At 60.3% G+C, this 13,213-nt stretch carries 15 protein-coding genes; 3 read left to right on the forward strand and 12 right to left on the reverse strand.

Annotated features, from left to right (window positions below; genetic code table 11):
- Positions 1–9 precede the first annotated feature (9 nt).
- The 7 genes from ACIOAU_RS04165 to ACIOAU_RS04195 all read right to left on the reverse strand — a co-directional run bounded on the left by ACIOAU_RS04165 (position 10) and on the right by ACIOAU_RS04195 (position 7,162).
- A complete protein-coding gene (locus ACIOAU_RS04165) occupies positions 10–375 on the reverse strand; it encodes a Na+/H+ antiporter subunit G (protein ID WP_401180115.1) in 366 nt (121 codons plus the stop codon).
- Entirely contained in the window at positions 372–650 is a 279-nt protein-coding gene (locus ACIOAU_RS04170; RefSeq protein ID WP_101318314.1) for a K+/H+ antiporter subunit F, read from the reverse strand. The genes ACIOAU_RS04165 and ACIOAU_RS04170 overlap by 4 nt, the downstream gene beginning before the upstream one ends.
- The gene (locus ACIOAU_RS04175; RefSeq protein WP_150569654.1) at positions 647–1,135 is read right to left on the reverse strand and encodes a Na+/H+ antiporter subunit E; all 489 of its coding nucleotides are present in this window, start codon (positions 1,133–1,135) and stop codon (positions 647–649) included. The genes ACIOAU_RS04170 and ACIOAU_RS04175 overlap by 4 nt, the downstream gene beginning before the upstream one ends.
- Complete coding sequence (locus ACIOAU_RS04180) at positions 1,132–2,811, reverse strand: monovalent cation/H+ antiporter subunit D (protein ID WP_150569653.1); 1,680 nt, start codon at positions 2,809–2,811, stop codon at positions 1,132–1,134. The genes ACIOAU_RS04175 and ACIOAU_RS04180 overlap by 4 nt, the downstream gene beginning before the upstream one ends.
- Positions 2,808–3,152 carry a Na+/H+ antiporter subunit C gene (locus tag ACIOAU_RS04185; protein ID WP_043213881.1) on the reverse strand — a complete coding sequence of 115 codons (345 nt, stop codon included), beginning with the start codon at positions 3,150–3,152 and terminating at the stop codon, positions 2,808–2,810. Before ACIOAU_RS04185 ends, ACIOAU_RS04180 begins: the two co-directional genes overlap by 4 nt.
- On the reverse strand, positions 3,152–6,067 hold the full coding sequence (locus ACIOAU_RS04190) for a monovalent cation/H+ antiporter subunit A (RefSeq protein WP_150569652.1): 2,916 nt from the start codon (positions 6,065–6,067) through the stop codon (positions 3,152–3,154). The genes ACIOAU_RS04185 and ACIOAU_RS04190 overlap by 1 nt, the downstream gene beginning before the upstream one ends.
- Before the next feature lie 150 nt (positions 6,068–6,217).
- Positions 6,218–7,162, reverse strand: a complete 945-nt coding sequence (locus ACIOAU_RS04195) for a DMT family transporter (RefSeq protein ID WP_220633365.1) — start codon at positions 7,160–7,162, stop codon at positions 6,218–6,220.
- An 81-nt stretch (positions 7,163–7,243) separates the two neighbouring features.
- Between ACIOAU_RS04195 and ACIOAU_RS04200 the strand changes: the two genes are divergently transcribed.
- Positions 7,244–7,807 carry a helix-turn-helix domain-containing protein gene (locus tag ACIOAU_RS04200; RefSeq protein ID WP_150569826.1) on the forward strand — a complete coding sequence of 188 codons (564 nt, stop codon included), beginning with the start codon at positions 7,244–7,246 and terminating at the stop codon, positions 7,805–7,807.
- Positions 7,808–7,810: 3 nt separating this feature from the next.
- Here the strand turns inward: ACIOAU_RS04200 and ACIOAU_RS04205 are convergent, their stop codons facing one another.
- Together ACIOAU_RS04205 and soxR are read right to left on the reverse strand one after the other, a co-directional pair.
- Positions 7,811–8,368 carry a cysteine hydrolase family protein gene (locus tag ACIOAU_RS04205; protein WP_220633366.1) on the reverse strand — a complete coding sequence of 186 codons (558 nt, stop codon included), beginning with the start codon at positions 8,366–8,368 and terminating at the stop codon, positions 7,811–7,813.
- Between the two features lie 75 nt (positions 8,369–8,443).
- Positions 8,444–8,917 (reverse strand): redox-sensitive transcriptional activator SoxR, encoded by a 474-nt coding sequence (gene soxR / locus ACIOAU_RS04210; protein ID WP_150569649.1) that lies wholly within the window; start codon positions 8,915–8,917, stop codon positions 8,444–8,446.
- 122 nt (positions 8,918–9,039) lie between these two features.
- Here soxR and ACIOAU_RS04215 point away from each other — a divergent pair, with 122 nt between their 5' ends.
- The gene (locus ACIOAU_RS04215) at positions 9,040–9,381 is read left to right on the forward strand and encodes an antibiotic biosynthesis monooxygenase (RefSeq protein ID WP_401180122.1); all 342 of its coding nucleotides are present in this window, start codon (positions 9,040–9,042) and stop codon (positions 9,379–9,381) included.
- A 97-nt stretch (positions 9,382–9,478) separates the two neighbouring features.
- Positions 9,479–11,287, forward strand: coding sequence for an aminopeptidase P family protein (locus ACIOAU_RS04220; RefSeq protein ID WP_312390484.1), 1,809 nt, complete (start codon positions 9,479–9,481; stop codon positions 11,285–11,287).
- A 51-nt stretch (positions 11,288–11,338) separates the two neighbouring features.
- Here ACIOAU_RS04220 and ACIOAU_RS04225 read toward each other — a convergent pair whose 3' ends face one another.
- The 3 genes from ACIOAU_RS04225 to ACIOAU_RS04235 all read right to left on the reverse strand — a co-directional run.
- A complete protein-coding gene (locus ACIOAU_RS04225) occupies positions 11,339–11,620 on the reverse strand; it encodes a hypothetical protein (protein ID WP_101318332.1) in 282 nt (93 codons plus the stop codon).
- 187 nt (positions 11,621–11,807) lie between these two features.
- Positions 11,808–12,695 (reverse strand): threonine/homoserine exporter RhtA, encoded by an 888-nt coding sequence (gene rhtA / locus ACIOAU_RS04230; protein WP_401180126.1) that lies wholly within the window; start codon positions 12,693–12,695, stop codon positions 11,808–11,810.
- Positions 12,696–12,881: 186 nt separating this feature from the next.
- Positions 12,882–13,213 (reverse strand): hypothetical protein (locus ACIOAU_RS04235; RefSeq protein ID WP_401180129.1); only part of this gene is annotated, 332 nt, incomplete at its 5' end.

Below are 13,213 nucleotides of genomic sequence, written 5' to 3' on the forward strand. Positions count from 1 at the left end.
GCGGGTATCTCAATTGCCCTGGTTATTGCCGCCGCTGATTTCAGCAGGTACGTCTTCGCCTGCCGCACGTTTACGAAACAGCGCTGCGCGGGCCAGTAGCAAGGTGGTAACCGGCACGGTTATCGACAGCAGAATCGGGATCAGCCAGGCATGCACGATTGGCCCCTGCTTCAACCATGAAAAATACAGGATCGATGCCAGGCTCACGCACCAGGCGCCGATAGTTGAAGCCAGTGCAGGCGGGTGCATGCGTTGGAAGTAGTCTTTCAGCCGCACCAGGCCGATCGCACCAATCAGCGCGAACAGGCTGCCTGTCAGCAGTAATGCTGCGGTCGTGAGTTCGAGCCAGAACGGCAGTTGCAGAGCTTCGGTCATTCTATTACCTCACCGCGCAGGAGGAATTTGGCCAGGGCGAATGAGCCGACGAAGCCGAACAAGGCAATCAGCAGTGCGCCTTCGAAATAGGTATCGCTGGCATAGCGAATGCCCAGTACGAGCATCATCAACATGGCCAGGATGTACAGGTAATCCAGCGCCAGGACCCGGTCCTGAGCGGAAGGGCCGCGGAACAACCTGACCAAGGCCAGCGCCATGGCGATGGTGAAGATGAACAAGCTGGCGAGAATGGCGTTGGCGAGCAGGCCTGTCATTCGAATATCTCCATCAGCGGGCGTTCATAGGTGTGCTTGAAGTGTTCGATGAACTGCGCCTCATCACGCAGATCGAACACGTGCAGCAGCAGCATGCTGCGGTCCAGGGCAAGTTCTGACCAGACCGTGCCGGGCACCACCGTAGTGATCATCGACAGAGCGGCCAGGCCGTGTACATCGCGCAATGCCAGTGGAATGTGGACGAATGCCGATCGTGGCGGCCGGCGCTTTGCCGACAGTACGCTGCGGGCAACGTGCAGGTTGGAGGTGATGACATCCAGGCCAACACGGCCGATCAGTTTGGCAACCACCCACGGCCGTTTCACGTGCGCATGTTGCGGGCGCAGTGGGGCCAGCAGGATGGGGGCGAGAATCGCCAGCAAGGCGCCGAGCAGAAGATTGCCTGGGCTGACCGAGAGATTCAGCAACAGCCACAACGCGAACAGCGCAATGGACAGTAGCGGAGCTGGTAACAGACGGTTCATGGCTGTTCCTCGGTGTTGAAGGAGGTTGGGCCAGGAATCGGCATCGAGCTCATTACTGCCTCGATGTAGGCTTGCGGTGCCTGCAGGCTTGCAGCGGTGTCCTGGGTATAGCGCAGCAGCGGTTCGGCCCTGACGCTTAGGAACAGGCACAGGCCGAGCAGAATAGCGATCGGCAGGCACTCGTAGCGGCGCAGCAGCGGCGAAGGGCGCTCTTCGGGCTTCCAGAAGCGCTGGATGCCAACCCGGCCAAAGGCGATCAGTGACGCCATGCCGGAAAGCACCAGTAACGCGACCAGGCACCAGCCGGCCGCCGACAGTGGCTGCTCCGGCGCAACGCCCAAGCCCAGCGGGTTGAACAGCGCGCTGATCAGGCTCAGCTTGCCGATAAAGCCCGACAGCGGCGGCATGCCGATGATCAACAGCGCGCAGGCAATAAAGCTCAAACCCAGGAATGCCATGGTCCACGGAATGATCTGACCGATTACCGCCTTCTGCTGATCGTCCAGGTTGATGCCCTTGGGTGGATGCAGAGACTCCAGCAGAGGCGGCGACAGGCCTTCGTCATCATCCAGCGGCGTCTCGTTGGCCGAGCGCGAGCGCTCGATCAATTCCGCCAGCAGGAACAACGCGCACAGGGCCAGGGTCGAGCTGACCAAATAGAACAGCGCGCTGCCGGTCAGAATTGGCTGGCCGAAACCTATCGCTGCCATCAAGGTGCCGGCTGAAACCAGAATGCTCAGCGCTGCCATGCGCTCCAGGCGCTGTGCGGCCAGAATCGACACGGCGGCGACCGCCAGGGTTGCCAGGCCGCCGTAGACCAGCCATTCGCCGCCAAAGTGCGCCGACGCGCCGGCTTGCCCGGAAAACAGCAACGTCCACAGCCGCAGCACGGCGTACAGGCCGACCTTGGTCATGATTGCGAATAGCGCGGCAACCGGTGCGCTCGCCGAGGAGTAGGCCGGTACCAGCCAGAAATTCAGCGGCCAGATCCCTGCCTTGGCCAGGAAGGCCATCGCCAGAATGGCTGCGCCGGCGTGCAGCAGGCCACGATCAGCCTCAGGTACCAGCGGGATCTTCAAGGCCAGGTCGGCCATGTTCAGCGTGCCGGTGACACCATAGAGCATGGCTGCACCGACCAGAAACAGCGAAGAGGCGAACAGGTTGATGGCGATGTAGTGCAAGCCGGCTTTGACTCGAGCCCGACCTGAACCGTGCAGGAGCAGGCCATACGACGCTGCCAGCAGCACCTCGAAGAAGACGAACAGGTTGAACAGGTCGGCGGTGAGGAATGCGCCGTACAGGCCCATCAGCTGGATCTGGAACAACGCATGAAAACTCGCCCCGGCGCCGTCCCAGCGCGCCCGGGCGAACAGCAGGGCGCTGACGCCGATCACGCCGGTCAGGCTTAGCATCAATGCCGAGAGGTGGTCGACCACCAGTACGATGCCAAATGGGGCTGACCAGTTACCGGGCAAATAGACACCGATCGACTCGGCCTGGCCTTGGCTGCGCACCCAGTTCAGCAGGGTCAGCGCAATCGCCAGGCCGATGATGCTCGACAGCAGGTTGAGGTGGGCCTTGATCCGGCGATGTTTCTCACCCAGCAGCAACATTATCGCTGCTGTCACCAGCGGCAACAGGATTGGTGCGACGATCAATTGATTCATCCAGCTCATTCTTCACGCTCCCGGCCATCGACGTGGTCAGTGCCGGTCAGCCCGCGCGAGGCCAGCAGCACAACCAGGAACAACGCGGTCATGGCAAAGCTGATGACGATCGCGGTCAACACCAATGCTTGTGGCAATGGGTCTGTGTAGTGCAGCAAGTCTTGCGTCACGCCTTCCTTGATGATCGGCTCCTTGCCGATGAACAGGCTGCCCATGCTGAAGATGAACAGGTTGACCCCGTAGGACAGCAGGCACAGCCCCATGATCACCTGATAGGTACGTGGCCGCAGGATCAGCCAGACCCCGGACGCGGCCAAGACACCGATGGCTACTGCAATTACTTCTTCCATCAGGCGGCTCCTGTCTGGCTGGATTTCTGTGCGCTGCCTGGGCGATAGGCGCGCACTGATTGGTGGGCCAAGGCCGTCAGAATCAGCAAGGTCGAACCTACCACCACGCTGTAAACGCCGATGTCGAAGAACAGTGCACTGGCCACGTGCACGTCACCCAGCAACGGCAGGTGCAGGTGCGCGGTATGGGTGGTCAGGAACGGATAACCCAGCAGCATCGCGCCAGCGCCGGTAAGCGTTGCGCAGAGCAGGCCGGTACCCATCCAGCGCAGCGGCCGCAGGCTCATCTGCGCCTCCACCCATTGGGTGCCCGCCACCATGTACTGCAGGATGAACGCCACCGACATCACCAGGCCGGCGACGAAGCCACCCCCAGGTTGGTTGTGACCGCGCATGAACAGGTACATCGACACCATCAGGGCCACCGGCAGCAACAGCCGCACCAACGCCGCGGGCACCATCATGAAGCCCATTGCCGTGTCGGTGGCATGCCGCGGATTGATCAGGTCGGTAACCACATCCGGGGCCAGCTGGCGCTGCTGCGCCGGCAGTTGCATGCTTTCCTTGGGTGGGCGGAAGCGGCGCAGCAGGGCGAATACGGTCAACGCCACGGCAACCAGCACGGTGATCTCGCCGAGGGTATCGAAGCCGCGGAAGTCCACCAGCATCACGTTGACCACATTGGTCCCGCCGCCCTGGGGTAGTGCACGGCTCAAGTAGAACGAGGAGATATCGTTGGGCGTAGGCCGGGTCAGCATCGAGTAGGACAGCAGAGCCATTCCGCCACCGACCAACACGGCCAACAGCAGGTCACGCAGGCGGCGCAAGCGTGCTCGTTCCAGACTGCCGGGCAGAGGTGAGACACCTTCGATACGGCGTGGCAGCCAGCGCAGACCGAGCAGGATCAGTACCGTGGTAACGACTTCAACCGCCAACTGAGTCAGGGCCAGGTCAGGCGCGGAGAACCAGACAAAGGTGATGCAGGTCATCAGGCCGCAGACGCTGACCATGGTCAGTGCCGCCAGACGATGATATTTGGCCTGCCAGGCAGCCCCGATGGCGCAGGCAATAGCAATCAGCCACAAGGCTACAAACACCCCGGAGCCAGGTATCTTGGGTCGATCACCCCAGCTCAGGCCGCTATACAGCAGCGGCGTCAGGCCAGCGATAAACGCCGCCAGCACGAGCATGAACAGTTGTTTCTGCAAGCGTCGGGTAGTCAACGCTGCCTCCACGTGACGCGCGATCAGCATCAACCGGACCAGCCCATGTTCGAACAGGCGCTTGCCATTGAAGCGTTCGATCAGTGGCGGATACGGAAACCTGCCTAGGCGCAGTTGCTTGCGCAACAGCAGGTACAGCACCACGCCACCGCACATGGCCACCAGGCTCATGATCAGTGGCGCATTCCAGCCGTGCCAGATGGCCAGGCTGTACTCGGGCAGCGTGCCGCCGACCACCGGTAGCGCCGCTGCGGCGAGCAGGGGGCCGACCGATTGGGCCGGGAAGATCCCCACCACCAGGCAGGTCAGCACCAGCAGCTCGACCGGTGCCCGCATCCAGCGCGGTGGTTCGTGTGGGGTATGCGGCAGGTCCTGGGCAGGTGGGCCGAAGAATACGTCTACGGTAAAGCGCAGGGCGTAGGCAACGCTGAAGGTGCCCGCCAGGGTGGCGATGACTGGCAGCGTGGCTTCAACCCAGGCGGTAGAGGAAATGAACACCGTTTCGGCGAAGAACATTTCCTTGGACAAGAAGCCGTTCATCAATGGCACGCCGGCCATCGACGCACTGGCAACCATGGCCAGGGTCGCGGTGTAAGGGATCAGCCGCATCAGCCCGCTGAGACGGCGGATATCGCGCGTTCCGCTCTCATGGTCGATGATGCCCGCGGCCATGAACAGCGACGCCTTGAAGGTCGCGTGGTTGAGGATGTGGAACACTGCTGCGACCGCCGCCAGCGGGCTGTTCAGGCCGAGCAGCAAGGTGATCAGGCCCAGGTGACTGATGGTCGAGTAGGCAAGCAGGCCCTTGAGGTCATTTTGAAACATCGCTGCGAAGGCGCCCAGAAGCAGGGTAATGGCACCCGCGCCGCCGACAATCCAGAACCATTCCTCGGTGCCAGCCAGAGTTGGCCACAGCCGAGCCATGAGGAACACGCCTGCCTTGACCATGGTTGCCGAGTGCAGATACGCCGAAACCGGAGTCGGCGCCGCCATGGCGTGGGGCAGCCAGAACTGGAATGGAAACTGCGCACTCTTGCTCAGCGCGCCAATCAGTATCAGCGGCAGCAATACCGGATACAGCGCATGCTGGCGCACGGTTTCCCCGGCAGCGAGCACTTTGTCCAGGTCATAGCTGCCGACCACATGGCCGAGCAGCAGGGCACCCACTAGCAGGCACAGGCCCCCGGCGCCGGTCACCATCAGCGCCATATAAGCGCCGCGGCGTGCATCAGCGCGGTGGTGCCAGTAACCGATCAGCAGGAACGAGAACAGACTGGTCAGTTCCCAGAAGAACACCAGCTGGATCAGATTGCCGGAAATCACCAGCCCGAGCATTGCGCCCATGAACGCCAGGAAAAACGCGAAGAAGCGCGGCACCGGGTCTTGCGGCGACATGTAGTAGCGCGCATATAGCGACACCAGCGTGCCTATGCCCAGTACCAGCAGCGAGAACAGCCAGGCGAAGCCGTCCATGCGCAGCACCAGATTCAAGCCCAGGCTTGGCAGCCACAGAAACTCCTCGCGGATTACTCCGCCGTGAGCGATCTGAGGGTAGAGCAGCGCTACCTGAACCGTGCCGATGAGGGCCACCAGCCCGGCGAGAATCGACTCGGCGTTCCTAGCGTTGTGCGGCAGGACGGCCGCCAGGCAACTGCCAACGAAGGGCAGAAGCAATAGCACTATCAATGACATAGCGACCTAATCTGGAGGAGTTTGGTAAGGATAATACGTGCCGAACGGTTGATCACCAACACGCAAGCTGTGCCAGAATCCTACAAATGGGGTGTGACAAGCAGTTTTTTTATAACAGCTTTTTACAAAGCATAGCTGTTCTTTTCTCGGTTACTGGCTGGTTTCGCCGTCCACTGGCGCGTTATTTGCCTGCTGAGAACGATCACTGCGGCGGATCTTCAGTTCGCTGACGACCACGGCGATCACGATCAGCAACCCGCCAAGCAAGGCCATCCCGGGCAGACGCTCGCCGGCGAGGCGCCCGACTACGCCCGCCCACACCGGTTCGCCCGCATAGATCAGGGTTGCACGAGTGGGCGAAACCGATTTTTGCGCCCAGTTCATGGCCACCTGAATGATTGCGCTCATCAGGCCAAGGCCGAGGGCGCTGGCCAGCAGTAGCCAGGAAAAATCAGGCAATGATTCTCTGGTCGGCAGGATCATCGCAAATGACAGCAGCGAGGCAGTGGCCAATTGCACCACCGTCACCCTGCGTACATCGACCTGGCCGGCATAGCGGCTGATCAGAATGATCTCTGCGGCGATTGCCACGGCGCTGACCAAAGTCAGCAGTTCGCCTTCACTGAAGTGCAGGCCCGCACTGCTGGGGCCGGCGAGCAGCATCAGGCCGACAAATGCCAGGCAAATGCCGATGCTTGGCATCAAACCGGGGCGTCTGCCCAGCACCAGCCACTGCAATAGTGGTACGAACGGTACGTAGAGCGCGGTGATGAATGCCGACTGGCTGCTGTTGATCGTCTGCAGGCCCATCGTCTGCAAACCGTAACCGAGCATGATGGTGATGCCGATCAAAACGCCGGCCTTGAGTTCGAGCATGGTCAGGCCCGCCAATGCTCTTGCTGAGACCAGGCCCACGAACACGGCTGCCGCAGCGAAGCGCAGGCCGACAAAGAACATCGGGCCGCTGACGCTCATGACGTTGTGCACGATGAGAAAAGTGCCGCCCCACAGCATGGTAATGAACACTAGCACCAGCTCTGCCTTGCTCAGGCGGAAACTGACAGTGGTCTTGGACTGACTGGGGGCTTGGTTCATGGTTGCACGCTCGACAGGGGCGGCGCACAATCGCCGCAAAGTGGGCAGTATACTGCGCAAGGCATACCGATGAGCAATATAGTGCACAAATCCTCGACGCACCGCGCTTCCGTGCTTCAGCACGTCAGTCAGAACATTCGCCAATTGCGTGGCGCGGCGGGTCTCAGCCAGAGTGCCCTGGCCGAGCGCTCCGGAGTCAGTCGGCGCATGCTGGTAGCCATCGAAGGTGGTGAGAAGAACGTCAGCCTGACCACCCTGGACTTGATCGCCGAGGCCTTGGGAGTCGCGTTCAGCCAGTTGATTCAGGCTCCGGAGCAGCGCGATCCGAGCCGTATTGAAGAGCTGGCATGGGCCGGCGAGCATCCCGGCAGCAAAGCCTTGTTACTGGGGAGTAGCCCGGCGCGGCGCGAGGTGGAGTTATGGGAGTGGACGCTGGCCCCTGGCGAATCCTACGCCAGCGAGGCAGATGCCGAAGGCTGGAGCGAGCAGATCTACATCGCCGAGGGTTGCTTGACGCTGATTATCGAAGGTCAGGCCCAGCAGTTGGCGACGGGGCAGTTCCACATCTTTGCCAGCAACCGCCGCTATGCCTATCGCAATGACGGCGAGCTGCCCGTGCGGTTCGTGCGCAATGTGGTGATCTGAAGCTCACTGCTGGTAGGTCGCCAGGCATTCTTCAGTGTTTTGCACCGTTGCGTAAGCGAATGCCAGTGAGGCCATGAACGCTGCATGCACCTGAGCGGCTGGCACTTCCTGGCCATTGAATTCCAGCGCTCGTGTGGCGCACGCATCATGGGCGACTGTGACGCTGTAGCCAAAATCGGCGGCAGCGCGCACTGCAGCATCGATGCACATGTGGCTCATGCTGCCGACAATCGTCATGGCTTGCACTGCATGCTCATCAAGCAGTTCTTTCAGGCCGGTCTCCTGGAAGGCATTGACCTGTTGTTTGAGCAGCAACGGCTCATCACCGAGGGGAGCAGCCTTGGGGTGAATTTCGGCTCCGGCTGAGCCCGGCGCAAAGAATGGCGCGTCGGCGCTGGCAAATTCATGGCGAACATGCACGATCAGGTCGCCGCGCTTGCGCGCTGCATTGAGCAGCAACGCTGCGTTGTCGGCGGCCGCATCAGCGCCGTCGAGGGACCACTTGCCTCCTGGAAAGTAGTCTTTCTGGATATCGATAACGATCAGTGCTTGTTTGCTCATGCTGCCTCCTGCGGCGGGTGCCAGGTTGAACACTAGTTATAGATGCGAATTGCCTGGCAGGTGCGATACCGAAACTTACAGCAATGTTGTTAGCGGCTCTGACGGATGCGGCCCAGGGCCGCCAAGCGCCAGATGATCGTGATTGTTGCGCAGCGGGCACTCCTTCAGCGACATGCAGCCGCAGCCTATGCAGCCGTCCAGTTGGTCGCGCAGCAGAGTCAACTCTGCGATGCGCTGGCTGAGATCGTCTCGCCACCCGGCCGACAGGCGCTGCCAGTCAGCTGCATTCGGGGTATGGTCCAGCGGCAGGCTGGATAGCGCTTTGGCGATGGTGGCTAGCGGGATGCCCAGACGCTGGGCCATCTTGATCACCGCCACCCGGCGCAGCATCGCACGCGGGTAGCGGCGTTGATTGCCGGCGTTGCGGCTGCTTTGGATCAACCCCTTGGTTTCGTAGAAGTGCAGGGCGGTAACCGCGACACCGCTGCGGCTGGCCAATTGGCCAACGCTGAGCTGGCGCTCGGCTTCCCTAGTAGGGGGGGCAGGCATGCTAATTAATCCTTGACCTTGACTTAACTCGAGGTTTTACCCTGCCGGCCATGATGACTGCAAGTACTGCATAAAGGAGATAGCCTGTGGCCGCTGCGATGCATTCCCTATGGTTTACCCAAATGATCGAATATGAAGTGCCGGCTAGCCGTCAGGCTGCTCTGGCCAACGCGCTGGTGTTGCGCAGCGAGCAACTGGCCACGCGCTGGCCGGCGTTGCTGAGGGTAAGCGTTCAAGCCAGCGATGACGGCAGTCGGGTCCTGCAACATTTGCAGTGGCAGACCCGTGAACAGTGGCAAGCGGCCTGCGGCTATTTCACTGATGAGCCATTCCTCGAGCTGCTTCAGCAGCATCAGGCCAGAAGTGTCAACTTCGCCGCGTACCAAGCTGTGCGAAGTCTGGTACGCGGTAATGATGGCGGCCTGCATTGTGAGGTTGGCGCGGTCGCTGATAGCCAACGCTAATCATCTGTTACCTGTGCCGATTGCGAGTGACGGGAGGCTGCTCCATTATCAACGGCTTGATCGCCGATGAAGTCGCTATCGCAGGAGTGTGCATGACATGAATAGCCAGTCCCAGTTGCAGCAGAACGTGCCGACGCGTCTCGCCCGTGTGCGCGAGGTCATGGCCAGCGAAGGCGTGGACGCGCTGTTGGTGCCATCGGCAGACCCGCACCTGTCCGAGTACCTGCCGGGCCACTGGCAGGGTCGTCAGTGGCTGTCTGGTTTTCATGGTTCGGTGGGTACATTGGTGGTTCTGGCGGACTTCGCTGGGTTGTGGGTAGACAGCCGTTACTGGGAGCAGGCTGCAAACGAACTCGCCGGCAGCGGCATAGAATTGATGAAGCTGATGCCAGGTAGTGCGGGCCCGTTCGATTGGCTCGGCAGCAATCTTCAGCCGCAGGCGACGGTTGCCGTTGACGGCGCTGTGCTGTCCTTGACCGCGTCTCGGCAACTTCAGCAGAGTTTGCAGGCCAACGGAATACGGTTGGTGACTGACAAGGATTTGCTTGATCAGGTCTGGGGGACACGCCCGGCGCTGCCGGCTGCTCCAATCTACGAGCACTTGCCGCCCCAGGCCACAGCCACCCGAGCGGAAAAACTGGCCGCGCTGCGCAGCACCTTGAGCAGCAAAGGTGCCGATTGGCATTTCATTGCCACTCTGGATGATATCGCCTGGTTGTTCAATCTGCGTGGCAGTGATGTTTCCTATAACCCGGTGTTCGTCGCATTTGCATGGATTGGTCAGCAGCAGGCGGTGCTGTTCGTCGACCTGAACAAAGTCGATGCCCAACTGCGTCAGGCGCTGACGGCCGACGGTGTCGAGCTGCAGGACTACCACCAGGCAGGGCGCTTGCTCGCCTCGATTACGGATGGCAGCACTGTGTTGATCGATCCGGCTCGGGTCACCTGTGGCCTGGTTGGTCGGCTCGGGGCTCAGGTGAAGCTGCTCGAGCAGATCAACCCGACGTCGTTGAGCAAGTCGCGCAAGAGCGATGCTGAACTGGCGCATGTTCGTCAGGTCATGGAGCAGGACGGGGCGGCGCTCTGCGAATTTTTTGCCTGGTTCGAGGCCAACCTTGGCAAGCAACAGATCACCGAGTTGACCATCGACGAGCGCCTGACTGCAGCGCGAGCGCAGCGACCTGGCTATGTTTCACTGAGCTTCTCGACCATTGCCGCTTTCAATGCCAATGGCGCCATGCCGCACTACCGTGCTACCGAGCAGTCCCATGCGGTAATCAAGGGCGACGGGCTGCTGTTGATCGATTCGGGCGGCCAGTACCTGGGCGGCACTACCGACATTACCCGGATGGTCCCGGTAGGTCAGCCGACCCGGGCACAGCGTGAGGATTGCACTCGCGTGCTCAAAGGCATGATCGCGTTGTCGCGAGCGAGTTTCCCGCGCGGCATCTTGTCTCCGTTGCTGGATGCAATTGCGCGGGCGCCGCTCTGGGCTGATCAGGTCGATTACGGCCATGGCACTGGCCACGGCGTCGGCTACTTCATGAATGTGCATGAAGGGCCGCAGGTCATTGCCTATCAGGCCCAAGCGTTGCCGCAAACGGCGATGCAGGAGGGCATGATCAGTTCGATCGAGCCTGGCACCTATCGCCCAGGCAAGTGGGGCGTACGGATCGAAAACCTGGTGGTCAATCGCGCTGCGGGCAAGAGCGAGTTCGGCGACTTCCTTGCGTTCGAGACTTTGACCCTATGTCCGATCGATATACGTTGCCTGCTGGTCGAACGGCTCAATGATGAGGAAAGGCGCTGGCTCAACCAGTATCACGCCCATGTCTGCGAGCGGCTGGCACCTCTGCTGGCGGGTTCTGCACTGCAGTGGTTGCGAGATCGTACGGTGGCTGTCTGAGTCTGCGCTCCAACGTAAAAAGGGCAGCCATTTGGCTACCCTTCAGCGTTATTACTTGCAGATGACGATCATGCTGCGGCTGGTATAGCCAGCCGGGTTGATTCCGAACAGGTAGTCACCCGGTTCTTCATCAGTATCGCCCGAGCGGGCCACTACTCTATAGCCGCGAGTGCTGCACGCACTGGCCGCCTTGGCATTGCACTTTTCCCACGAAGAGGAAAGGCCGGAGCAATTGATGTGTAAACCCTTTTTCCCGCGCTTGACTTCGGTCTGTGCGGTGGCGGCACACCCTGCGATGGCCATTACAGCCAGGATGAGCAAAATACGTTTCATGCCTGTCCTTAAATGTGGGGGCGACTGCATGCCTGCTCCCATCGTCCTCGCCTGATTCTTCCTGAATTTACCTCAGCGTCCGTGTTCGGCACAGTAGATAGCGTAGAGATTATGATTTTGTGACAGCTTAATCAGGCCTGCGGGTCGGTACAACCGCTAAACACGGCAAATGAAAATATTTCTCAATTCAGTCGGCGACGACCGCCGGTGTACGTTCCTTGCGCATTGTCAGCGTGGCTCCAGCAGAAGCGGTGATGATCGCAGCGATAGCCAGCCACTGCCCAGAGGTGAGCTTCTCGCCGAGGAATAGTAAGCCCGACAGCGCACCAAAGGCTGGCTCGATACTCATCAAAGTCCCGAACGTGCGCGCTGGCATTCGGGTCAATGCAACCATCTCCAGGCTGTAGGGGAGGGCCGTTGATAACACTGCCACGCCCAAGGCGATAGGCAGCAGTGCCGGGTTGAGGAGTGCGGTGCCTGCATGAATGACACCGATCGGTGCAACGAACAAAGCGGCGATCACGACACCGAGTGCGGCTGTCTGCACGCCGTGCTCGGCGCCGGCCTTTTGCCCATAAAGGATATACAGCGCCCAGCACACGCCGGCACCAAGTGCGTAGCTGGCGCCAACCAGGTCAACAGCGCTTGCGCTTTGTCCAACTGGTATCAGCAAGAGCAAGCCTGCAATTGCCAGCGAAATCCAGAGAAAGTCGATGGCGCGGCGCGAGGCAAAAATGGCCACCGCTAGTGGACCTGTGAATTCCAGTGCCACGGCGATGCCCAGTGGCACTGTGCGCAGCGACATATAGAAGAGCAGGTTCATCCCGCCCAATGCCATCCCGTAGATCAGCACATTGCGCCAGCTGCTGCTGTCCATGCGTGCCCGCCATGGGCGCAGGATGAGCAGCATGATCACGCTGGCAAAAACCAGGCGCAGGGTGGTGGTGCCCTGGGCTCCGATCAAGGGGAACATTCCCTTGGCCAGGGATGCGCCTGACTGGATGGATGCCATGGCTATTAATAGCAGGCCAATCGGGAACAACGTGGTGGCCATGCTGCGGGGCGTGGTGCTCATGATTCGGCAGGGATCCTGTGGTGGGCGCGATGCGCACTATAGTGCGCAGGTTGCTCGATTTGTCGCAAGCACGCTGTGCAGAGTGATCTTTGATGTCAGGCGATGAATTAACGCTTGACGCATTCCTGTGAGCCCTTATAATGCGCCCCACTTCCAGCGTAGTTGGAGCGGAAAACTCCTTGAGTTTCAAAGAGTTAGAAGTTTCAGAGGTGCTGCAAGGGCTTCGATCGAAAGATCGTCAGCGGTGAAAAAGGCAGTTGACAGCAGGTTGTAACGCTGTAGAATTCGCCTCCCGCTACGAGAGATCGCAAGCGAGTCAAGTGTTTGAAGTTGAACGGGTTTCTCGCAAAATACTTCGAAATAAACGCTTGACAGACACAGGGGAAAGCGTAGAATGCGCGCCTCGGTTGAGACGAAACGATCAACCAACCGCTCTTTAACAAATTGAATCAAGCAATTCGTGTGGGTGCTTGTGAGTACGGTTTGATAGTCGCCAAGATTATCAGCATCACAAGTGG

This window comes from Pseudomonas sp. NPDC088322, assembly GCF_044740745.1.
GTDB lineage: Bacteria > Pseudomonadota > Gammaproteobacteria > Pseudomonadales > Pseudomonadaceae > Aquipseudomonas > Aquipseudomonas shirazensis.

Coding starts and splice junctions, on each gene's coding strand:
- ACIOAU_RS04175 (WP_150569654.1), bottom strand. CDS start 1,135: ATGAACCGTCTGTTACCAGCTCCGCTACTGTCCATTGCGCTGTTCGCG.
- ACIOAU_RS04185 (WP_043213881.1), bottom strand. CDS start 3,152: ATGGAAGAAGTAATTGCAGTAGCCATCGGTGTCTTGGCCGCGTCCGGG.
- soxR (WP_150569649.1), bottom strand. CDS start 8,917: ATGCCTGCCCCCCCTACTAGGGAAGCCGAGCGCCAGCTCAGCGTTGGC.
- ACIOAU_RS04215 (WP_401180122.1), top strand. CDS start 9,040: ATGATCGAATATGAAGTGCCGGCTAGCCGTCAGGCTGCTCTGGCCAAC.
- ACIOAU_RS04220 (WP_312390484.1), top strand. CDS start 9,479: ATGAATAGCCAGTCCCAGTTGCAGCAGAACGTGCCGACGCGTCTCGCC.
- ACIOAU_RS04205 (WP_220633366.1), bottom strand. CDS start 8,368: ATGAGCAAACAAGCACTGATCGTTATCGATATCCAGAAAGACTACTTT.
- ACIOAU_RS04165 (WP_401180115.1), bottom strand. CDS start 375: ATGACCGAAGCTCTGCAACTGCCGTTCTGGCTCGAACTCACGACCGCA.
- ACIOAU_RS04180 (WP_150569653.1), bottom strand. CDS start 2,811: ATGAGCTGGATGAATCAATTGATCGTCGCACCAATCCTGTTGCCGCTG.
- ACIOAU_RS04190 (WP_150569652.1), bottom strand. CDS start 6,067: ATGTCATTGATAGTGCTATTGCTTCTGCCCTTCGTTGGCAGTTGCCTG.
- ACIOAU_RS04225 (WP_101318332.1), bottom strand. CDS start 11,620: ATGAAACGTATTTTGCTCATCCTGGCTGTAATGGCCATCGCAGGGTGT.
- rhtA (WP_401180126.1), bottom strand. CDS start 12,695: ATGAGCACCACGCCCCGCAGCATGGCCACCACGTTGTTCCCGATTGGC.
- ACIOAU_RS04195 (WP_220633365.1), bottom strand. CDS start 7,162: ATGAACCAAGCCCCCAGTCAGTCCAAGACCACTGTCAGTTTCCGCCTG.
- ACIOAU_RS04170 (WP_101318314.1), bottom strand. CDS start 650: ATGACAGGCCTGCTCGCCAACGCCATTCTCGCCAGCTTGTTCATCTTC.